Genomic DNA, 21125 nt, shown 5'->3' with positions numbered 1-21125 from the left:
TCCGCGGTTCCGGAGCGCGCTCCCCGGGGCCCGGCGGGCCGTCAGCCCTTGCGGGCGACGCCGCAGTACTGGTCGACCGCGACGATCCCGCCCGCCTCCGCGGCGTCGGGCCGCCAGAAGGGCGCCGAGACCACGCCGGGCTCCAGCAGGTCGAGCCCGTCGAAGAAGCCCGCGATCTCCTCGGGGCTGCGCAGGTGGTAGGGCAGGGGCGCGGTCTCGTTCCAGCGCCGGGACGCCTCGATCATCGGTTCGCTGGTGTCGGTCCCGTCGCACAGGGCCAGGAAGCTGCCCGGGGGCAGCGCGTCCACGTAGGCGCGCACGGTGGCGTAGGCCCGGGCGTTGTCGGGGGTGTGCCCCATGGTGCCCAGGACGGTGAGCGCGACGGGCCGGCCGAAGTCCAGGTGGGCGGCGGCCGCCGTGAGGACCCGCTCGGGCTCGTGCAGGTTGGCGTCGACGTAGTGGACCTTCCCCACCCCCTCTCCGACCAGCAGCGCGCGGGCGTGCGTGAGCACCAGCGGGTCGTTGTCCACGTAGACCACGCGGGCGTCGGGGGCGGCGGCCCGGGCGACCTCGTGGGTGTTGTTGTGCGTGGGCAGCCCGGTGCCCACGTCCAGGAACTGGCGGACGCCCTCCTCTCGGGCCAGGTGGGTGACCGCGCGGATGAGGAACTCCCGGTCGGCGCGGGCCGCGGTGACCATCTCCGGGTAGGCCTGGAGCACGTAGTCGCCGACCTCGCGGTCGGCCGGGTAGTTGTCCTCGCCTCCCAGCCAGTAGTTCCACACCCGGGCGGAGTGCGCCACGGTGGTGTCGATGGGGGGTGTGTCCGTCATGGTGCGCCCTCTCACGGGAAACGTGGTCAGCGCCCGCATTGTCCTGCTCGCAAAAAGCGCGACGCAAGCGAAAACGCCGTGTGCGCGGGCGTTCGCGCACGGCGGGCGCCCGGGCCCTGCCCCCGACCCCGTCAGCGCCTTCACCCGTCCCTCCGATCACGTCCCCCGGCGTGGGAGCCTCCACGGGGCCGCTCGTACCCTGGTGCGATGCCAGCGATCTATCTGATCCGCCACGGGAAGGCCTCCCCCGAGGCGGAGGACTACGACGAGTTGAGCCCGACCGGCTACGAGCAGGCGCGCCTGCTGGGCGCCGAGCTCCGGCGGCGCGGCCCCCGGGTCGGCCGCGTGGTGACCGGCGCGCTGCGCCGCCAGCGCCAGACGGCGGCCGCGGCCCTGGCCGAGGCGGGCCTGGACCTGGAGCCGGTCGGCGACGAACGGTGGAACGAGTACGACCACCTCGGCCTGCTGGGCGCCCACCCGGGCGCGACCGGCTCGCTCCAGGAACGGCTCGACGCCTCCCTGACCTCGTGGATCGAGGCCGGAGGCAGCGGTCCGGGCACCTGGGAGGGCTTCCGGAGCGGGGTCCGGCAGGCACTGGACGACCTGGTCGCCGGACTGGGCAGGGGGGAGACCGCGCTGGTCTTCACCTCCGCCGGGGTGATCGCGACGGTGTGCTCGACCCTGCTGGGCACGGCGCCCGCCGGGTTCCTGGCCCTGAACCGCGTGGTGGTCAACGGTTCGGTGAGCAAGCTGCTGCACGGCCGGGGCGGCACCCGGCTGCTGTCCTTCAACGACCACGCCCACCTGGAGCAGGGCGGTCCCGCGCTGATGACCTACCGCTGAACGCACGTGCCGACCGACGCGCGCCCGGTACAAACCGACCGGTTGGTACTGCCCCCAGCGGGACCGGTACGACCGCGTGCGGCCCCCCCCCGGGGGGGTCTCGGCCCCGACCGGCCTCGATCCGCGCCCTCGCGGGTCGGGGCCGGGACCGCGCACAGCCCCGCGGACCCCTGGACCGATCGGCCCGCGGAGGCCGCCCCCGAGGGCCCGGACATGGTGCGACCGCTCGGCTCACCCCGCCTGGGCGCCGTCCGCCTCCCGGCGCTCGGCGTCACGCCGCAGCACCGCGCGCAGGGCCAGTTCGTAGCCGAAGACCCCGCACCCGGCGACGTAGCCCGCGGCCACCGGCGCGGTCACCGAGGTGTGCCGGAACTCCTCGCGCGCGTAGATGTTGGAGATGTGCACCTCCACCACGGGCGCCTCGACCGCGTCGATCGCGTCGCGCAGCGCGATGCCGTAGTGCGCGTAGGCGCCGGGGTTGAGCACCACCCCGGCCCAGTCGCGCGCGGCGTGGATCCGGTCCACCATCACGCCCTCGCTGTTGCTCTGCGCGCACACCACCCGCACGCCCAGCTCCTCGCCGAGGGAGACCACCCGCCGTTCGACCTCCGCCAGGGTGGTGGTGCCGTACTGCCCGGGGTCACGGGTGCCCAGCAGGTTGAGGTTGGGGCCGTTGAGCAGCAGGACGGTGCGGGAGGGGTCGGACACAGCGGACATGCGGGTCAGCGCTCCTTCTCGGGTCGGTGGCAGCAAGCTTAGGGCCCGGGCGGCGCCGTGGCCCCGGTCACCCCGGAGTCCCGCGGACGGGGTAGCATACCGACCAGTCGGTCCACGATCCCGAGGAGGCGACCCGTGGCGTCCACCCTGCTGTCCACGCGCGACCTGCACTTCCTGCTCTACGAGTGGCTCGACACCGAGGCGCTCACCAGACGCCCCCACTACGCCGACCACTCGCGCGAGACCCTCGACGCCGCGCTGGAGCTGGCCGAACGCGTGGCCACCGACCACTTCGCGCCGCACAACAAGACGGGCGACGCCAACGAGCCCCGCTTCGACGGCGAGCGCGTCCACGTCATCCCCGAGGTGGGCAGGGCCCTGGAGGTCTACGCAGCGACCGGTCTGAGCGCCGCCGGGATGCCCGCCTCCGTGGGCGGCGCCCAGATCCCGCACGTGGTCTCCAGCGCGTGCGGCGCCTACTTCCAGGCCGCCAACCTGGGCACCTCGGCCTATCCCTTCCTCACCTCGGGCAACGCGCGCCTGCTCCTGGCGCACGGCAGCCCCGAGCAGGTCGACACCTGGGTGCGCCCCATGGTGGAGGGGCGCTTCACCGGGACCATGTGCCTGTCCGAGCCGCAGGCGGGCAGCTCGCTGGCCGACATCACCACCCGCGCCGAGGAGGACGGGGAGGGCGGCTACCGGCTGTTCGGCAACAAGATGTGGATCTCGGCGGGCGACCACGAGCTGACCGAGAACATCGTGCACCTGGTGCTGGCCAAGATCCCCGGCGGCCCGCCCGGGGTCCGGGGCATCTCCCTGTTCGTCGTGCCCAAGTACCTGCTGGAGGCCGACGGGTCGGTCGGCGAGCGCAACGACGTCGTGCCCGCCGGGCTCAACCACAAGATGGGCTACCGGGGCACTGTCAACGCGCTGCTCAACTTCGGCGAGGGCCGCCACACCCCCGGCGGGCGGCCGGGCGCGGTGGGCTACCTGGTCGGCGAGCCCCACCAGGGGCTGAAGTACATGTTCCACATGATGAACGGGGCCCGGATCGGGGTGGGCGCGGGCGCCGCCGCCGTCGGCTACACCGGCTACCTCAAGTCGCTGGCCTACGCCCGCGAGCGCCTCCAGGGCCGCCCGCTGGGCGACAAGGACCCCGGGCGGCCGCAGGTCCCCATCGTCGAGCACACCGACGTGCGCCGGATGCTGCTCGCCCAGAAGAGCTACGTCGAGGGCGCGCTCGCCCTGGTGCTGTACTGCGCCCGGCTGGTGGACGAGACCGCCAGCGCCGGGGACGACGAGGCGCGCGAGCGGGCCCACCTGCTGCTGGACGTGCTCACGCCGATCGCCAAGAGCTGGCCCTCCCAGTGGTGCGTGGAGGCCAACAGCCTGGCCATCCAGGTGCACGGCGGGTACGGGTACACGCGCGAGTACGACGTGGAGCAGCACTACCGGGACAACCGGCTCAACCCGATCCACGAGGGGACCCACGGCGTCCAGGCCCTGGACCTGCTGGGCCGCAAGGCCGTGCTCGACGGCGGCTCCCGGCTGTCGCTGCTGGTGGAGACCGCGCGCGCCACGGCGGACCGGGCCCGGGAGCTGGGCGGGCGCGAGGCCGAGTACGCGCGGCTGCTGTCGGAGGCCCTGGACCGGACCGCGCGGACGGCCGCCGCGGCCTGGGCCGAGGGCGATCCGGCGGTGGCGCTGGCCAACGCCACCCCCTACCTGGAGGCGGTGGGGCACGTGGTGGTCGCCTGGATGTGGCTGGAGCAGCTGGTGGCCGCGCACGGGCGCGAGGGCGGCTTCTACGAGGGCAAGCGCGCGGCGGCGGCGTACTTCTTCCGGCACGAGCTGCCGCGCACCGGACCGCAGTTCGACCTGGTGGCCTCCCGCGACCGCACGGTACTGGACGTCTCGCCCGACGTCCTCTGAGGGGCGGCGGAGGGAGGCCGGGGCGCGTGTGCCCCGGCCTCCCGGTTCCCGCCCCGCCCGGGGAGCGGCGGCGCCGCTCGCGCCCCCACGTCCCGCGCGGGAAAACCGCTTCGGCGCGGGCCCCGCGCTCATCCCCCGGCCGGGCGGAGGCGTTCGGTCTCGGGTACGTCCAGGACGAAGACGCGACCCAGGTCGGCCTCCTCATAGCCGTGGTCGATGTTGGCCACCCGCATGCGCTCGGGGCTGATCTCCACGATCCGCACCCTGATCGGCTCCTCGCGCCCGGGGAGGCTGAGCAGCCAGGGATCGGCCAGGTAGGACAGCCCCCGGGCGTCCAGGGCGGCGCGGGCGGAGTCCTCGTCGCCGGGGCCGTCGAGCGGACGGCCGAAGGGGGTGACCGGACGGTAGCGCCCCTCCCCCACGGGTTCGAGGTAGCCGAGCACCTCACCGTCCTCGTCGCGGTGGTGGGCTGGCCAGTCCTCGGGGATCACGCGTCCTCCTTCCGGTCGAGCCGCTGGCGTGCGTAGAACGCCATGGCCTCGTGCTGGTAGTCGGCCAGCCCCGGGGCGCAGCGCTCGTAGACCTCGCGCCAGGGTCCCTCCTCGGCGTAGCCGCGACCCAGGTTCTCGAACGCGCCCGCGTCGGGCGTCCACGCCCACATCCGGCTCACCGCCAGATAGTGGACGTGCACCTCGGCCTGGACCGCCGGGTCGTCGGGCGGGATGCCCGCGACCAGGTGGGCGGCCATGCGCCGCAGCTGGTCCGCGGCCTCGTCGCGGTACCGCTCCCGGTCGTCCTCGGTCATTCCCTCCGCGGTCCGCCGCGCCCGCTCCCACGTGTGCGGCCACTCGACGCGGGCGCGCTCGCTGTAGACGGACGCGTCGAATCCGGCGAACAGGTCCTCGGGATGGTGCACGGCCTTCATGGCGTCTGCCTCCTCCAGTGCGTCGACGGTGCGGCGCACGGTGGCGACGAGGGTGTCGACGCGGTCCCGCTCGGCCAGCAGGGCGCGCAGGTGGTCGCGCAGCGCCCCGGCCCGGCCTCCGCGCTCGTCCAGCACACGGGCGATGTCAGACAGCCCCATGCCCAGCTCGCGCATCACCAGGATGTGCTGGAGGCGCAGCAGTTGGCCGTGCCCATAGTGGCGGATCCCGCCGGGGCCGATCCGCTCGGGTTCCAACAGGCCGATCCGGTGGTAGTGCCGCAGGGCGCGGGAGGTGACGCCGCTCATACGGCACACCTCGCCCATCGACCAGGACATCGCGGTCTCTCCCTCGTCGGGCCGGTCCCTCCGGCCCGGGGAACGACGTTAGGCGTTGACGCTACGTCAACCGCAACGCGTTCTCACCCGGGTTCTCCCGCGCCCGTGTGGATGCGGGCGCGGGAGAACCCGGCCGCGGGGGCCAGCGGGCCGTGGGGTCCAGCCCTCGCGTCCCCGCGCGGGAAAACCGCTTCGGCGCGGGCGGGTCCCTGTGCCAGGCTGGTCCCATGTCCGACCCTCGTCGCGCACTGCTGCGCTGGCAGTTCGACTTCACCTGGTCCCTGTTCGAGTACCACCTGGAGCGCCTGGAGCCCGGCGACCTGCTCTGGGAGCCCGGCCCCCTGTGCTGGACGGTGCGCCGGGACGGCGAGGGCCGCTGGGTGCCCGACTGGGCGGACACCGAACCCGACCCCGTGCCCGTCCCCACCGCGGCCTGGGTCACCTGGCACATCGGCTGGTGGTGGTCCACTGCCCTGGACCACCTGCGGGGACGCGTTCCGCGCGAGCGCGAGGAGGTCCGCTGGCCGGGCCCGGAGGAGGCGGCCGACTGGCTGCGCGCACTGCGGACGCAGTGGCTGGAGGTGCTGGAGGGGCTCACCGGACCGGACCTGGACGCCCCCGCCGCGTTCCCCTGGCCGCCGGACTCGGGGCTGGCGGTCGAGCACACGGCCGCCTGGGTCAACGGCGAGCTGATGAAGAACGTGGCCGAACTCGGGCAGCTGCGGCTGCTGCGGGTCGCGTCGGCGTCCGGGGCCTGACACCCGCCGAGGACGGGTGGGCGGGACTCCCCGTCGCGGCGGGCCGCAAACGTGTCCGGTGTGAGGTGTGGGGTTTCCTCGCCGGTGATCCCGCTCCCGGCGGCAGCGCGGGCCGTCGAGGGCGCCACGGGGAGCGGGATCGTCTCCGGCGGGCGCGCCCCGGAGGACCCCGCCGGTCACGGCGCTAACGGCGGACCGGACCGCTGGCCAGCGCGACCAGGGCGCCGAGCACCGACAGGGCCGCCAGCAGCAGGAACACCGCCGGGTAGCCGCCCAGGGGCCCGGCCAGCAGCGCGCACGCTCCCGGAGCCAGGGCCATCGTGAGCATGAGCGGGGTGTGCATGATGCCGTTGAGCGTGGTGTAGTGCTCCTCCCCCCAGCGGTCCGCCACGGCCGTGGCCTGGAGCAGGGTGAGCACGCCCCGCGCGGCGCCCACCAGCGCCGCCGCGGTCATGACCAGCCACAGCGGCCCGCTGACCAGGGCGATCAGGCCGGTAGCCCCAGCGCAGGCCAGGAGCACCGCGGCGATCCGCTGCACCGCCCCGCTGCACCGCGCCAACGGTGCGTAGACGAGGCGGCCCAGCACCTGGCCCACGCCCACGGCGCTGAGCGTCCAGGCGGCCTCGGCGGTACCGAACCCGCGCCCCTCCATGAGCGGGACGATGCCGATCACGACCGCGTACACGGTGAGGGTGCCCAGGGCGAGCGCCGTGGTCAGCGCCCAGAACGCGCCGCTGCGGACCACCCCGCGCACCGCCCGGCGGTCCCCGGCCCGGTCGGCGGTACCGCCGGGAGTCCAGGGCGGGGTCAGGGCCAGGGCGTGCAGCGGCAGCACCACCAGGGCCAGGACCAGGGCGAGGACGAGGTAGGCGCCGCGCCAGCCGACCTGCGCCTCCAGGGCGGCGGTCAACGGGGCGAAGACGGTGCTGGCCAGCCCGCCGACCAGGGTGAGCGCGGTGAGCGCCCGGACCCTGCCCGGCCCGTACCAGCGGGTCAGGGCGGCGAAGGCGGGCGGGTAGGAGAGCCCGGCCACGGCGACTCCGGCCGCGTGCCAGGCCGCGCCGAAGAACCACAGGTTCGGGGCCAGCGCCAGCCCGGCGACGGCGACCGCGCCGAGCAGGGCCGCCGCGGTCATCACGGGGCGGGGGCCGCGCACGCGCAGCCAGCGGGCCACCAGGGGTCCGCCCAGTCCGGCCACGACCTGGGACCCGGAGAACAGGGCGATGACCGCGGACAGGGACCAGCCGGTGTCCTCGGCGATGGCGGGCGCCAGCACGGGGAAGGCGTAGAACAGCACTCCCTGGCTGGCGGTGACGGTGACGCACAGGGCGGCCAACGCCCTGCGCGCGTCCGTGCCGGAGGGGGCCCGGCCCGACGCGCGGAGGGGTCGGTGGGTCATGCGCGCCGCCCGCGCGGTGTCGGCCGGGTGTTCGGGGGAAGCGGGGGAACGGGGACAGGGTTCCGTTGCGCTTGCACGGGGGGACTCCTCGCCCTGGGAGGGGCAGACCCAGGGATCGAACGGACAGGTGACGCGTTCGTGTACATACCCGCGCCACTACACTGAGTATTCACCGAATGGCCATCTGTCGCTTACCTGGAATTCCAGCTTTTGTCCCCCGGAACAGGGATCAGCTCCCCACCACGCACGGAGAGGACGGCGCCGCCCTCGGAAGGGCCGCGCACCCGGGATCGCGGGCGGGTACTCACCCGGAACCCGGAGCCGTCCCGGGCGTCCCGGGGCGGCTCCGTGCCAGGGACCCGGACAGCCCACCTCCCGGGCGGCCCACGCCACGGACGACTCACGTCCCGAGCGGCTCACGGCCGTGACAGCCCGGGCGACCCGCGTTCCGATCGGCCCACGTCCCGGGCGACCCGCGCCCCGGACGCCTCAGCCCACGTAGCGCCGCGCCCGGGACTCCCTGCGGGGCGCCTCCAGGGTGCGCAGCCCGCGCTCCACCCCCGGCGGGACCGGCGCGCGCTCCCTCAGCACCCAGGGCAGCCCCCCGAGCGCCTCCGCGACGGCCATCGCGCTCGACAGGTCGCGCGGCACCGACCGCAGCACCGACCACGTGTGCCGCCACGCCCCGTCCACCGGGCGCCGCAGCCACGCGGTCCACAGGGTGTTGCGGATGCCCAGGCGCCGCCGCCGGGTGGGGTCGCGCACCGGAGAGGCGGCGTGGTGGGCGACCGTGTCCTCGTCCCAGCACATCCACCACCCGGCGGCGGCCAGATCGAGCGCCAGCAGCTCCTCCTCCCCGCCCATCCACAGGCGCCGGGAGAAGCCCCCCGTCTGCCAGAAGGCGCGGACCCGGAACACGGTGACCCCGGCGAGCACCCCGAGCAGGGCGGGGCCGGGCAGCCAGTCCGGCCCGGGCACCGGCGAGTGGCGCAGCTCCGGGGTGAGGGGGTCCTCGCCGCCCCCGGGCTCCACGATCAGCCGCGCCGTCACCGAACCCAGCCCGGGGTGGGCGTCCAACAGGTCGGCGGCCCGCTCCAGGGAGCCCGGCTCCCACCAGGTGTCGTCGTCGCAGAAGGCGACGTAGGGCGTGTCCAGGGCCTCCACCCCGACGTTGCGGCCCACTGAGCCCAGGTTGGCCCCCGCCCGGACGAGCCGCACCCACGGGTGGCGTTCGGCGACAGCCGCGGCCGTGCCATCGCACGAGGCGTTGTCCACGACGACGGTCGGCGGCGGCCCCGGCAGGTCCGCCAGCCGGTCCAGGGTGCGCAGCAGTTCCTCCCGGCGGTCGCGGGTGATGACCACGACGCCCACGCGCGCGCTCCGGTTCATGCCTCCTCCAGCAGGGCCAGGTCCCGTTCCACGTGCGCGGGCACCGGGCGGCGCCGGGCCAGCACGGCGGGCAGGACCCGCAGCGCCCCGGTCAGGGCGCCGCGCGAGACGGGGTCGCGCAGCGAGCGCCCGGCCAGCCGGACCGTGCGCGCCAGGGCCAGGCCGGGGCGGCGGCGCAGCCAGACCGTCAGCAGGGCGTTGCGCTCCTCCAGCGTGCGCCGCCACAGGCCGGGCGGGCGCGCCGGGGACGGGTGGTGGTGCACGCGCACGTGCTCCAGGTGGCACAGCTCCCAGCCCGAGGCCGCCAGGTCCTGGGCCAGGAGGGCCTCCTCCCCGGCGAAGAACAGCAGGTGGCTGAAGCCGCCCGCCTCCGTGAAGGCCGCGCGCCGCACCACGGCGGCGCAGGCCAGGAAGCCGAGGATCCGCGGGCCGGGCAGGCCGTCGCCGTCCGGGAGCGGACTGCGGGCCAGCGCCCCGTTGAGCGGGTCGGGCCGCCCCTCCTCGCCGACGAACACCGACGCGGCAACCAGCCCCAGGCGCGGGTGGGCGTCCAGGGCGTCGGCCGCCGCCTCCAGCGCCCCCGGCGCCCACCAGGAGTCGTCGTCGCAGAAGGCGACGTAGGGCGTCCGGGCGCGCGCCACCCCGGTGTTGCGGGCCACGCAGCCGGTGTTGCGGTCCTGGCGCACGAGTTCGACGTCGGGGAACCCCTCGCGCACGGCCTCGGCGGTGCCGTCGGTGGAGGCGTTGTCCACGACCACCACGGGCGGGCGGGGCTCCAGCAGTTCCAGGTGCCCCAGTGTGCGCAGCAGCTCCTCGCGCCGGTCGCGGGTGGCCACCACCACGGTGACCCGTGAGCGCTCCGGATTCCCCACGCTGGCCCTCTCTCCCCTCTCGTGCCCCGGCCCGCGCCTTCGCCGCGGTCCCGTACTCATGGCGGGGTCCGGCGCTCCGGACCCGCCACGAGTACGAGGTCACCGCGGACCGGGACCTCTGGCGTCACACCGGCACCGTTTCCGGTCCGGCCCTCAGTTGGCGGGCGCGGTCCCCTCGGGCAGGTCCTCGTAGCGGTCGCGCTGGTCCACGAAGTAGGCGACGGTGCGGCGCAGCCCCTCGTCCAGGCGGACGCGCGGCCTCCAGCCCAGCGCCTCCTCGGCCAGGCGGATGTCGGGGCGCCGGAAGTGCGGGTCGTCCTCGGGGCGTTCGACGAAGGTGATCTCCGACCGGGTCCCGGTCACGCCGAGGACGACGCGGGCCAGGTTCAGCACGGACAGCTCCTCGTCGCTGCCGATGTTGACCGGCCCCGTCGTCCCGCTGTCGGCCAGGGCGATCAGGCCCCGCACGGTGTCGTCCACGTAGCACAGCGACCGCGTCTGGTGGCCGTCGCCCGCCACCGTCAGCGGCCTGCCCTCCAGCGCCTGGTTGACGAAGGTGGGCACCATGCGGCCGTCGTCGGCGCGCATGCGCGGCCCGTAGCAGTTGAAGATGCGGGCGATGCCCACGTCGGCCCCGCGGGCGCGGTGGTGGGCCATGGTCAGCGACTCGGCGTAGCGCTTGGCCTCGTCGTAGACGCTGCGCGGGCCGACCGGGTTGACGTTGCCCCAGTAGGTCTCGCGCTGCGGGTACTCCAGCGGGTCGCCGTACACCTCGCTGGTGGAGGCCAGGACCAGGCGGGCGCCGTGGCGCTCGGCGCACTCCAGCGCGTTGCGGGTGCCCAGGCTGCCCACCTCCAGCGTCTCCACCGGCAGGCGCAGGTAGTCCGGCGGCGACGCGGCCGAGGCCAGGTGGAACACCGTGTCCACGGGTTCCTCCAGCGTGAACGGTTCGGTGAGGTCGGCCTCCACCAGCTCGAACCAGGGGTGCCCGGCCAGGTGCGCCACGTTCTGCGCCCGGCCGGTGGCGAAGTTGTCCAGGCACACCACGCGTGTGCCCCTCTCCAGCAGCCGTTCGCACAGATGGGAGCCGAGAAACCCGGCGCCACCGGTGACCAGGGCCCTACCTCTCGACGCGTGCTCGCGCATCGTCGCCCACCTCCTCGGATGGTCTCACCGCTTACCTGGGTGCTGTTTCCCGGCCCGTCAGGGCCAGGACGTCTCCTGCGAGGGGCAGATCACCATCTCGCGCACCTCGCAGCCGGGCGGCTGGCTCAGCGCGAACACCACCGCGCGGGCCACGTCCTCGGGCGCGTTGAGCTTGGCGTCGGGGCCCGGCTTGTACTGGTCGGGGCGGTCGTCGAAGAAGGAGGTGCTCATGCCCCCGGGGACCAGGAGCGTCACCCCGACCTGTCCGGCGAGTTCGGCGGTCAGCGCCCGGGTGAAGCCCACGACCCCGAACTTGGAGGCGCAGTAGGCCGTGGCGTCGCTGAGCGCGCGCAGGCCGAGCGTGGAGGCGCAGTTGACCACCGTGCCCCGGGAGGCGCGCAGGTGCGGCAGGGCGGCGCGGGTCACGGCGGCGGTGCCGACGAGGTTGACCTGGATGACCCGTTCCCAGTCCTCGGCGGACACGTCGGTGAGCGTGCCGCAGGCGTCGGTCCCGCCCGCGTTGACCAGGGCGTCGATGCGGCCGTGCTGGACGCTGACCTGCTGTACGGCTCGCTCGACCGCCTCGCGGTCGGCCAGGTCCACCTGGTGGAAGGACAGGTCGTTGCCGGGGTGCTGCCGGTCCAGGATGATCGGGCGGCCGCCCCCGTCGGCCACGGCCCGCGCGGTGGCCGCCCCCAGGCCCGAGGAGCCTCCGGTGATCAGCGTGTTTCCGAGTGGACGCATCTGTCTCCCCCGTTCTCCGTCGTCGTTCGTCGCTGTTCGTGGTTCGTCTCCGGCTCCCGGGCGCCGGGTCGGGGGCGTCCGGTCCAGGGGTCCTCAGCGGGCGGGCACCCCGTCGCGGCCCCGGCCGCGGATGCGGGTGATCAGCCCGGTCGTGGAGTGGCCGGGCACGAGGGGCACGGTGACCACCTCTCCCCCGCCCCGCCGCACGACGGGCGTCTCGGGCAGGTCCTCCACCTCGTAGTCGCCGCCCTTGACCCACACGTCGGGCCGCAGCTCCTCCAGGGCTCGCACAGGCGTGTCCTCGCCGAAGACGACCACCTCGTCCACGCAGTCGAGCGCGCCCAGCACGCGGGCGCGGTCCTGTTCGGCGACCACCGGACGGCCCCCGCCCTTGAGCGCGCGCACGGAGGCGTCGCTGTTGAGCAGGACCACGAGGCGGTCGCCCAGGGCGCGGGCGCGGCGCAGCAGGTCGACGTGGCCCGCGTGCAGGACGTCGAAGCAGCCGCCGGTCGCCACGACCCGCTCCGCCCGGCCGCCCTCCCCCGCGCGGGGGCCGGGCACCGCGGCGGCGCGCGCCCGCCCGGCGGCGGGGCGCGGGGCGGCGTAGGCCGAGGCCCCGCCCCCGGCGACGAAGGCCGAGGCGGAGGCGACCCCGCGTCGGACGGCGTCGCGCACGTCGTCGCCGTCGGCGAGCGCCGTGGCGCACGCGGCGGCGAAGGCGTCCCCGGCGCCGCAGGTGTCGGTCGGGGCGTCTACGGGTGTGCCCGGCAGGAGGGCGCACCCGTCCCCGGCGTCCGACCAGGCGGCGCCGCGCGCGCCGAGGGTGACGGCCACCGAGTGCACGCCCCACGCCCCGGCCAGCTCACCGGCCCGGCGCAGGGCCCGCTCGTCGGCGCCCCCGGCGACCCCGGCCTCGGCGGCGTTGGGCGTGGCCAGGCGGGTTCCGGGCACGGGGTCGGCGCCGCGCGGGTGCGGGTCCCACACGAGCGGGACGCCGCGCCGCGCGCAGGCCGCCAGGGCCCGGCGTACGGCGCGCTGACGGGTGAGCCCGTGCCCGTAGTCGGCCACGAGCACGGCCGCCGCCCCGGCCAGGGCCTCGGCGACGTCCTCGGCGCGGGCGTCGAGTTCCACGCCCCCGCACCCCCGGTCCAGACGGGCCACGGTGCGGCCGTTGGCCTGGACCCGGGTCTTGGTGGGCGTGTGCTCCATCAGGGGCAGCCCCACCAGCCGCACGCCCTCCCCCACGAGCGCGGCCAGGTCGGCGGCGGCCGCGTCGCGGCCCACGGCGGTCACCAGGACCACGTCGTGGCCGTCCTGCCGGGCGCGGCGGGCGGCCAGGGCCGCGCCTCCGGGCCGGTACCAGGACTCGGGCTCCTCCACCACGGGCGCTGGCGCGTCGGGGCAGTCCCGCCGGGACGCGCCGCGCAGGTCCACGTCGAGCAGGGCGTCGCCGACCACCACCACGGTTCCCCCACTCATGTGGCCGCCCTCCCCTCGGGGACGAAGACCCCGTGCGCGCGGGCGGCGACCTCGGCGTCCACCGCGGCGCAGAACACGTGGACCAGCGCCAGGTGGACCTCCTGCACGGTGGAGGTGCTGGGCGCGGGGACGGAGACCGTCTCCTCGCTGAGCGACTCCAGGGCGCTGGGTCCGGGGCCGGTCAGGGACCAGCAGGTGACGCCGAGTTCCCGCGCGGCCTTGGCCGCGGCGACGACGTTCTCGCTGTTGCCGCTGGTGGACATGCACACCAGCAGGTCGCCCGGGCGGGCGTGGGCGCGCAGCTGGCGCGCGTAGACCTGGTGGTAGCCGTAGTCGTTGGCGATGGCGGTGACGCTGGAGGTCTCCGCGTGCAGCGCGATGGCCGACAGGGGCTCGCGCTCGTCCTCGAAGCGTCCGGTCAGTTCGGCCGTCAGGTGCTGGGCCTCGGCCGCGCTGCCGCCGTTGCCGCAGGCGAACAGGCGCTGCCCCCCGCTCAGGGCGCGCGCGGCGCGGCGTCCCCACTCCTCGACCAGGGCCGCGTCCGTGCCGTCCAGCGCGGAGCTGAGCTGTCTCAGGTGGGTGTGCATCACTCCTCGCCTCCCCCGGTGGTGGTGGCGACCGGCGTGCTGAGCCCCGCGCGGGGCGCGGGGACGGCCGCGCCGGTCGCGGTCGTGGTCACGTGCAGGTAGCACTCCTCGGTGCGCCGGGCCACCTCCGCCCACGAGTAGTGGTCGCGCGCCCGCTCGGCCGCGGCGTCGGCGAAGGAGATCCTGGTCGCCTCGTCCGAGAGCAGCCAGCGCACGGCGCGGCCCAGCCGCTCGGGCGACCTGGCCGGGACGAGGAGCCCGGTCTCCCCGTGCACGACGGTGTCGACGTGGCCGCCCACGCGGGAGGCGACCACGGGGACACCGCAGGCCATCGCCTCGACGGTGGAGATCCCGAACGGCTCGTACCAGGGCACGTTGACGGCCACGTCGGCCGACCTGAGCAGGGCGGGGACCTCGGCGCGGTCCACGCAGCCCAGGAAGCGGACCCGGTCGTCCACGCCCGCGCGCTCGGCGGCCATGCGCAGCCGCACCGCCTCGGGCTGGGTCCACAGGCGTTCGCGGTCGGTTCCCCCGGCGATGACCAGTTCGGCCTCGGGCACCTCGGCCAGCGCGCGGATCACCGTGTCCACGCCCTTGCGCCTGACCAGGCGGCCCAGGCTGAGCAGGCGCGGGCGGTCGCCGCGCTCGGCGGCGGGGCCCTCGGCGGTGAAGCGCGAGGTGTCCACGCCGCAGGGCACCACGGCCACGCGCGCGGGCGGGATCCCCCACTCGGCGAGTTCGCGCCGCTCCTCGGTGGAGGTGGCCACGACCATGGCGCACTGACCGGCCACGGCGCGTTCGGTCGGGACGCGCTCGGCGGGGCTGGTGTCGTCCGTGCCCTGGTGGCGGCGCTTGACGGTGCCCAGGGCGTGGAAGGTCTGCAGCACGGGCAGGCCCAGGGCGCCGGCCGCCCGCAGGGAGGCGAAACCGCTCATCCAGAAGTGGGCGTGGACGACCTCGGGCCGTTGGACGCGCCAGGCGGCCCGCAGCCGCTGCGCGAACTCGGGCATGTACTGGGGCAGCTCGTCCTTGCTGATCGGGGCCGCCGGTCCGGCGCGCACGTGCTCCACGCGCACGCCCGGGCCCAGGGAGACGCTGTCGGGCCGCTCGGCGTCGGTGCGGCGCGTGTGGACCACGACCTCGTGTCCGCGCGCGGCGAGCGCCGCGGCCAGCTCGGCCACGTGGACGTTCTGGCCGCCCGCGTCCTCTCCGGTGATCGCCGCCAGCGGGCTGGCGTGTTCGGAGACCATGGCGATCCTCATGACGTCACCTCCTGTAGCACCCGGTCCCAGTCGTCGAGGAACCTGGTGAGCCCGTAGCGGCGCAGTGCCGCCGCACGGGCGGCCTTGCCGGTGCGGAGGGCGAGGTCGCGATCCTCATGGAACGCGCGCAGCGCCTCCGCGAGTACTCGGGGGTCGGTCGAGACGGTGCCCGCCTCGGGCGGTACGGCCTCGTAGGCCTCGGTCGTGCCCAGGGCGGCCACGGGCAGGCCCAGCATCATCGCCTCGATGAGGGACAGGCCGAGCGAGGTCCACCGCAGCGGGTGGGCGTAGGCGCGGCGGCGGGCCAGTTCGTCGTGCATGGCGCCCTGGGGCAGGTCCTCGTGGGCGCGCAGCCGCGAGGACGCCAGCCCGAGGTGGTCGGGTACCCCGGCCACGCCCATGCCGAACAGGTCCAGGGGCACGCGTTCGGCGAGCGCGGGCAGCAGGTCGGTGCCGGTGAAGCGCCAGCGGCGCAGGGGCTCGTTGAGCACCACGCCCGTGCGGGGGACCTCGCCGGTGTAGCGGTACCCGGGGTCGGGCACGCCGTGTTCGACCACGCGGGTGGGCGCGCGCCCGCAGTCCCAGAACAGGTCGTTGAAGTGGGTGACGTGGACGACGGGGATGTCGTCGCGGTCGGCGACGGGGTGCCGGGTGACCGGCACGTCCTGGCGCGGGGTGTTGTGCTCGACGTAGACGGCGGGTACGTCCCGGCCCGGTACGCGGCCCAGGAGCTCCTCGGCCAGGGCGATCTCGTGCGGTCGCTGGAGGACCACCAGGTCGGGTTCGCTGTCGCGCACCGCCTCGGGGGGCAGCTCCTCGGCGTTGGCGGGCCAGTCCCAGGTGCGGGCGCGGCCCCGCCCGTCGGGCCCCCGGTCCGGGGTCACCGGCAGCAGGCAGGTGTGCCCGCCGTGGACGAACGCGGTCGTCCACGAGCCGTGCACGTGCCAGAGCAGGATCCGCAGCACGCGCGCGGGCGTCCGGGCCCGGCCCTGCGCCATGCCCCGGGGCGCGTGCGCCGGGATCGTGGGCGTCGGGTGGTGGACGGTCATCGTGCCCCCAGGAGTTCGTCGACGGCGGTCAGGACGTCGTCGGAGGAGACGGAGTTCAGACAGGGATGGCCGGGTACGGGGCAGACCCGGGCCCGGGTGTCGGCGCAGGGCGCGAGCTGGTCGCCCAGGACGCGGACCGCGGTGCCGTGGGGCGCCCACGCGGAGGCGGGCACGACCGGGGAGAAGAGCGAGACCACGGGCGTGCCGACGGCGGCGGCCAGGTGGGCGGGGCCGGTGTTGCCCGAGACGAGGACGGCGGCGCGGTCGAGCACGTCGGCCAGTTCGGTGACGGTGGTGCGCCCTGCAAGGTCCGCCGCGCCGTGCGCGGCGACCTCGCGGGCCGCCTCGGCCTCCCCGGCGGTGCCGGTGACCAGGACCCGGTGGCCGCGTTCGGCCAGCGCGGCGACGGTCTTGGCGGCCAGGGCGGGCGGCAGCTCCCGGGAGGGGGCGTCCGCGCCGACGTGGACCACCGCGTACCCGTCGGGACCGGTCAGCTCCCGGGTGTCGGGCAGCGGGCGGCGCACGGCCAGGCGTCCGTCGTCGCCGGGGGGCGGCGGGTACCCGGCCGCGCGGGCCAGGGACAGCATGCGCTCGGCCTCGGGGATCGCGTGGGCCACGTGGTGGCGCACGTCGAGCAGGCTGCCCGGGTAGTCCTCGCTGACGGCCGAGACGCGGGGCACCCCGGCCATGCGCAGGAGCAGGGCCAGCGGCAGCGGCGACTGGTGGAAGGAGGTCAGGATCACGGCGGCGTCCGCGCCGAGGCCGGTCAGGCGTTCCACGAGGCCGGTGACGTCGGCGGCGTCCACCGGCGGCGGGTCGGCGGCGATCCAGGGCGCGCACCAGGTCAGGACGCGGTCCACGCCCGGCAGCGTCGCGGCGGTCTCGGCGCCCCGGGGTCCGGCGAGGTAGACGACCCGGTCGGCTCCGTGGGCGACGGCGCGCACGGCCGGTCCGGACAGCAGGACGTCCCCCATGCTGTCCAGGCGCGCCACGATCACGGTTCCCCCGCTCACGAAGCGCCCCTTCCGAGCAGGCGCAGGACGGCGGCCTCCAGGTCGGGCGCGGTCTCGGGCGCGGAACGGCACTCGGCGTCCAGGGTGGCGGCGGTGGGCACGAGCACCCCGCGCGCGCCCGCGGCCCGCGCGGCGTCCACGTCGGCGCCGATGTCGCCGACCAGCGCGCAGCGGGAGGGCGGCAGGCCCAGTTCGGCCGCGGCGGAGCGGACCATGCCGGGCGCGGGCTTGCGGCATCCGCAGCCGTCCTCCTCACCGTGCGGGCACACGCGCCACACGTCGAAGGGGCCCAGCAGTTCCTCCACGCGCCGGTTGACCGCGTCCACCTGGTCGCGGGTGATCAGTCCGCGGGCGATGCCCGACTGGTTGCTGACCACCCCGACGGCGAGTCCGGCGCCGCGGGCCAGGGCGAGCGCCCGTTCGGCCGAGGGCGTGGGGCGCACCTTGTCGGGGTCACCGTTGTAGGGGACGTCCTCGACCAGGGTGCCGTCCCTGTCGAACAGCACGGCCGCCACTGCCGGGGCGGGCCGCGCCCCGGCGTGGCGGATCTCGCCGCGCAGCCGCTGCCAGCAGGCCAGGGGCGGGATGAGCGCGCTGGTCACCAGCATGTCGGTGACCTCGTCGCGGGTGGCGGGTCCGCCGCGGATCCGGCGCCGGGCGAACGCGGCGGTGCGCGCGGTCCACAGCGCGGCGCACGCGGCGGCCTCGGCGCGGTGCCCGGTCAGGGCCGCCCCTGCGGCGCCCAGCAGGGCGGCCGTGGTGAGGACGTGCCCGCGCAGCCCGCCGGGGCCCTCCCCGACCCGGTTGCGCCAACCGCGCCCGTGTAGGCGGTCCATCAGGGCGTTGTCGGCGTTGCCGCGCTGGGCGGCCAGGCTCGCCCAGCGCCCGCCGCCGCGCAGCGGGTGCACGCACTCGCGTTCGCCGGGCACGAGGACGAACCCGGCGTCCACGACCCGCAGGGCCAGGTCGGTGTCCTCGCGGTAGGCGCGCGGGAAGCGGGCGTCGAAGCCGCCGACCGCCTCCAGGGCGCTCCTGCGGTAGGCCATGTCGGCGGTGATCCAGCGGGCGCCCTCCAGGGCCAGGGTGGCCCGTTCGGCGTCCGCGGGCCGGTGCCCGGGCGGGCGGGGCACGGTGATGCGGCCCTGGCTGGCGCCCACCTCGGCGGGCAGGTCGGCCAGGTCGGCGCGAAGGCGCCGCGGCCAGTCCGCGGGCGGGGCCACGTCGTCGTCCAGGAAGGCGATCCACTCGGCGGCGCAGGCGTGCCACCCGGCCTGGCGGGCGGCGGCGGGACCGCCTCCGCCGGTGCGCAGGACGCGGACCCGGGCGTGGTCGGTCCCGGGCAGCGGCGCGGTGTCGTCGGGCGGCCGGTCGTCCACGACGACGACCTCCTCGGGAGCCTCCCCGGACGGCGCGTCCAGAAGCGGTCCCAGCACACGGGGCAGGGTGTCGCGCCCCACGGTGGGCACGACCACGGAGTAGCGGGGAGCGCTCACCGGTGCGCCCCCTCGCCCGCGCGGCGGCGCACGACGAACGGGCCGATGGCCAGCAGGTCCACGGGCGCGGACCCGAAGCACTCCAGGGCGTCGCGCGGGGAGTCGACCATGGGCCGCCCGGCCGTGTTGAGGCTGGTGTTGACCAGGACCGGCAGGCCGCTGCGCCGTTCGAAGCGGTCCAGCAGGCGCGCGGTGAGCGGGTCGTCCCGCTCGGCCACGGTCTGGACGCGGGCGGTGCCGTCCACGTGCACCACGGCGGGCAGGCGGTCGCGCCAGTCGGGGTGCACCTCGTGGACGAAGAGCATGTAGGGGCTGGGCAGGGGCCCGCCCGAGAAGATCTCCGACGCCCTGTGCTCGGCCACCATCGGCGCGACGGGGCGGAACTGCTCGCGCCCCTTGACCCGGTTGAGCCGTTCGAGGTTGTCGGGGTTGGACGGGTTGGCGAGCAGGGACCGGTGCCCCAGCGCGCGGGGCCCGTACTCCGCGGCGCCCTGGAACCAGGCCACCAGCGCGTCCCGCTCCAGGGCCTCGGCCACGGTGTCGGCCAGGTCGTCGGGGCGCTCGAAGGCGACGTCGGCCTCGCGCAGGACCGCGCGCAGCTCGTCCTCGTCCCAGGAGCGGCCCAGGGCGGCCCCGGGCATGGGCGCCACGTCCTCCACGAGCGAGGCCGCGTGCAGGGCGCCGCCCAGCGCGGTGCCCGCGTCGCCGGAGGCGGGCTGCACCCAGACGCTCTCGAAGGGCCCCTCGCGGACGATGCGGCTGTTGGCGACGCAGTTGAGCGCGACCCCGCCCGCCATCGTCAGGTGCGGGCGGCCGGTCCGCTCGTACAGCCAGCCGACGACGGCCAGGAGGGTCTCCTCCATGGCGGCCTGCACGCTGGCGGCCAGGTTCGCGTGCTCCTTGGAGGGCTCCCGTCCCGGCTCGCACGGGTCGGTGAGGGAGTTCCAGTCCAGGCCCGAGGCGCGGACCAGGCCGTCGCCCTCGTAGCGCACGCGCTTGCGCACCTCGTCGAGCATGGTGGGCTCGCCGTAGGAGGCCAGGGCCATCACCTTGTACTCGTCGCTGGAGCGGTGGAAGCCCACGTGCTCGGTGAGCTCCTCGTAGACCAGCCCCAGGGACTCGGGCAGCGGCTGGCGGACCAGCACGTCCAGCTTCCCGCCGGTGTAGACGCCCGCCATGTGCGAGGCGCTCTCGCCGCGGCCGTCGGCCACGAACACCGCGCACTCGCCGCCTCCGGCCTCGGGCGGGGCGGCGAGTCCGGCGGAGGCCGCGTGCGCGACGTGGTGGGGGACGTAGGTGACCTTGGCCGGGTCCAGGCCCGGCAGCGCGGTGGCCAGGAAGTGCGGCGCGCGCTCGACGTAGAACAGGCGCAGGCGTTCCCAGCCGCGGTCCTGTCCGGGTCCGTCGGGGTCGGCCAGCGCGGGGTCGTAGGAGTAGGTGACCGCGTCCAGGTCGGCGGGGCGCAGCCCCGCGCGCTCCAGGCACCAGCGCATCGCCTGCTCCGGCAGCTCCCACGTGGAGAAGGGGACCGCGGCCTTGCCGTGCTTGCGCCGCGAGAACCGTTCCTCCTCCGCCGCCGCGACCGTGCGGCCGTCGACGACGATCGCCGCCGCCGGGTCGTGGAAGACGGCGTTGACACCGAGGACACGCATGTAACCGCTCCCTCCTCAGGCCCGGTCTGCGACTCAGACGCCGAGCGCACCCACTCGACTACCAGCAGCAGCGACGCCTAAACATCGGCCGAGGGCGGACCGGAACCCGCTCACCAGCACGGACGCGTGTGTGGAAACCGCTCCGGGCCCGCCGCCCGCGCACCCGCGGTCCGCCCCGCGGCGGCGGGGGAGCCGTCATGTTTGCCCCCACGGCTGCGGGCTATGGGACCGGTGAGAACGGAAGAGGCACGACCGGCACGAAAGGAGCAGGACCATGGTGGTGCGCACCATCGACCAGGTGATGAGCAGCCCGGTCCGCACGGTCTCGCCGGACACGTCCCTGCGTGAGGCCGCGGAGATCATGCGCGACGCCGACGTGGGCGACGTCGTCGTGACCCGGGACAAGCAGATCATGGGCATCCTGACCGACCGCGACATCGTGGTGCGCTGCGTGGCCGAGGGCGGTGACCCCGGCCAGCGCAGCGTCGGCGACGTGTGCAGCTCGGAGGTGGCCACCGTGCCGCCGCAGAGCGGGATCGCCGACGCGGTGCACGTCATGCGCACCAGCGCGGTGCGCCGCCTTCCCGTCGTGGACGGCGACCGCGTCGTGGGCGTGGTGTCCATGGGCGACCTGGCGCGGGCCGTGGACGAGGACTCGGCGCTGGCCGACGTCAGCGCCGCCGACCCCAACCGCTGAGG

Annotated in this window: 20 protein-coding genes; 4 read left to right on the top strand and 16 right to left on the bottom strand. The window is 75.8% G+C overall.

What is annotated here, in order from left to right:
- Positions 1–41: 41 nt before the first annotated feature.
- Positions 42–830 (bottom strand): SAM-dependent methyltransferase, encoded by a 789-nt coding sequence (locus EV372_RS22270; protein ID WP_130397605.1) that lies wholly within the window; start codon positions 828–830, stop codon positions 42–44.
- A gap of 207 nt (positions 831–1037) precedes the next feature.
- Here EV372_RS22270 and EV372_RS22265 point away from each other — a divergent pair, with 207 nt between their 5' ends.
- Entirely contained in the window at positions 1038–1673 is a 636-nt protein-coding gene (locus tag EV372_RS22265; RefSeq protein ID WP_130397604.1) for a histidine phosphatase family protein, read from the top strand.
- 231 nt (positions 1674–1904) lie between these two features.
- Here the strand turns inward: EV372_RS22265 and aroQ are convergent, their stop codons facing one another.
- Positions 1905–2390, bottom strand: a complete 486-nt coding sequence (aroQ, locus tag EV372_RS22260) for a type II 3-dehydroquinate dehydratase (protein WP_130397603.1) — start codon at positions 2388–2390, stop codon at positions 1905–1907.
- 135 nt (positions 2391–2525) lie between these two features.
- Between aroQ and EV372_RS22255 the strand changes: the two genes are divergently transcribed.
- Entirely contained in the window at positions 2526–4322 is a 1797-nt protein-coding gene (locus tag EV372_RS22255) for an acyl-CoA dehydrogenase (RefSeq protein WP_130397602.1), read from the top strand.
- A gap of 128 nt (positions 4323–4450) precedes the next feature.
- Here EV372_RS22255 and EV372_RS22250 read toward each other — a convergent pair whose 3' ends face one another.
- The gene (locus EV372_RS22250; RefSeq protein ID WP_130397601.1) at positions 4451–4813 is read right to left on the bottom strand and encodes a hypothetical protein; all 363 of its coding nucleotides are present in this window, start codon (positions 4811–4813) and stop codon (positions 4451–4453) included.
- On the bottom strand, positions 4810–5583 hold the full coding sequence (locus tag EV372_RS22245) for a MerR family transcriptional regulator (RefSeq protein WP_130397600.1): 774 nt from the start codon (positions 5581–5583) through the stop codon (positions 4810–4812). The genes EV372_RS22250 and EV372_RS22245 overlap by 4 nt, the downstream gene beginning before the upstream one ends.
- A gap of 227 nt (positions 5584–5810) precedes the next feature.
- On the opposite strand from EV372_RS22245, the gene EV372_RS22240 reads away from it, so the two are divergent.
- Positions 5811–6341, top strand: a complete 531-nt coding sequence (locus tag EV372_RS22240) for a DinB family protein (protein ID WP_130397599.1) — start codon at positions 5811–5813, stop codon at positions 6339–6341.
- A gap of 184 nt (positions 6342–6525) precedes the next feature.
- Here EV372_RS22240 and EV372_RS22235 read toward each other — a convergent pair whose 3' ends face one another.
- From EV372_RS22235 to EV372_RS22180, 12 genes are all read right to left on the bottom strand, one after another.
- On the bottom strand, positions 6526–7740 hold the full coding sequence (locus EV372_RS22235; RefSeq protein WP_130397598.1) for an MFS transporter: 1215 nt from the start codon (positions 7738–7740) through the stop codon (positions 6526–6528).
- A gap of 489 nt (positions 7741–8229) precedes the next feature.
- On the bottom strand, positions 8230–9129 hold the full coding sequence (locus EV372_RS22230; RefSeq protein ID WP_130397597.1) for a glycosyltransferase family 2 protein: 900 nt from the start codon (positions 9127–9129) through the stop codon (positions 8230–8232).
- Positions 9126–10001 (bottom strand): glycosyltransferase family 2 protein, encoded by an 876-nt coding sequence (locus EV372_RS22225; RefSeq protein WP_130397596.1) that lies wholly within the window; start codon positions 9999–10001, stop codon positions 9126–9128. Before EV372_RS22225 ends, EV372_RS22230 begins: the two co-directional genes overlap by 4 nt.
- Before the next feature lie 153 nt (positions 10002–10154).
- Positions 10155–11147, bottom strand: coding sequence for a UDP-glucuronic acid decarboxylase family protein (locus tag EV372_RS22220; protein ID WP_130397595.1), 993 nt, complete (start codon positions 11145–11147; stop codon positions 10155–10157).
- Positions 11148–11204: 57 nt separating this feature from the next.
- Positions 11205–11891 (bottom strand): SDR family oxidoreductase, encoded by a 687-nt coding sequence (locus EV372_RS22215; RefSeq protein ID WP_130397594.1) that lies wholly within the window; start codon positions 11889–11891, stop codon positions 11205–11207.
- 93 nt (positions 11892–11984) lie between these two features.
- Positions 11985–13370 (bottom strand): D-glycero-beta-D-manno-heptose 1-phosphate adenylyltransferase, encoded by a 1386-nt coding sequence (gene rfaE2, locus EV372_RS22210; protein ID WP_130397593.1) that lies wholly within the window; start codon positions 13368–13370, stop codon positions 11985–11987.
- Positions 13367–13957 carry a D-sedoheptulose-7-phosphate isomerase gene (locus tag EV372_RS22205; RefSeq protein WP_130397592.1) on the bottom strand — a complete coding sequence of 197 codons (591 nt, stop codon included), beginning with the start codon at positions 13955–13957 and terminating at the stop codon, positions 13367–13369. The genes rfaE2 and EV372_RS22205 overlap by 4 nt, the downstream gene beginning before the upstream one ends.
- Positions 13957–15219, bottom strand: coding sequence for a glycosyltransferase (locus EV372_RS22200; protein WP_130397591.1), 1263 nt, complete (start codon positions 15217–15219; stop codon positions 13957–13959). Before EV372_RS22200 ends, EV372_RS22205 begins: the two co-directional genes overlap by 1 nt.
- Entirely contained in the window at positions 15216–16268 is a 1053-nt protein-coding gene (locus EV372_RS22195) for a glycosyltransferase (protein ID WP_130397590.1), read from the bottom strand. Before EV372_RS22195 ends, EV372_RS22200 begins: the two co-directional genes overlap by 4 nt.
- Positions 16265–17281 (bottom strand): glycosyltransferase family 9 protein, encoded by a 1017-nt coding sequence (locus EV372_RS22190; protein WP_130397589.1) that lies wholly within the window; start codon positions 17279–17281, stop codon positions 16265–16267. Before EV372_RS22190 ends, EV372_RS22195 begins: the two co-directional genes overlap by 4 nt.
- Positions 17278–18774 (bottom strand): HAD-IIIA family hydrolase, encoded by a 1497-nt coding sequence (locus EV372_RS22185; RefSeq protein ID WP_130397588.1) that lies wholly within the window; start codon positions 18772–18774, stop codon positions 17278–17280. Before EV372_RS22185 ends, EV372_RS22190 begins: the two co-directional genes overlap by 4 nt.
- Positions 18771–20426: a carbamoyltransferase C-terminal domain-containing protein gene (locus tag EV372_RS22180; protein WP_130397587.1), complete on the bottom strand. Its 1656-nt coding sequence runs from the start codon at positions 20424–20426 to the stop codon at positions 18771–18773. The genes EV372_RS22185 and EV372_RS22180 overlap by 4 nt, the downstream gene beginning before the upstream one ends.
- A gap of 274 nt (positions 20427–20700) precedes the next feature.
- Here EV372_RS22180 and EV372_RS22175 point away from each other — a divergent pair, with 274 nt between their 5' ends.
- Entirely contained in the window at positions 20701–21123 is a 423-nt protein-coding gene (locus EV372_RS22175) for a CBS domain-containing protein (protein ID WP_130397586.1), read from the top strand.
- The last annotated feature ends 2 nt before the right edge of the window (positions 21124–21125 follow it).

This window comes from Nocardiopsis sp. CNZ308 (assembly GCF_004217075.1).
Note: the sequence above shows the minus strand (reverse complement) of the source record. Positions and strands in the feature narration are given on the sequence as shown.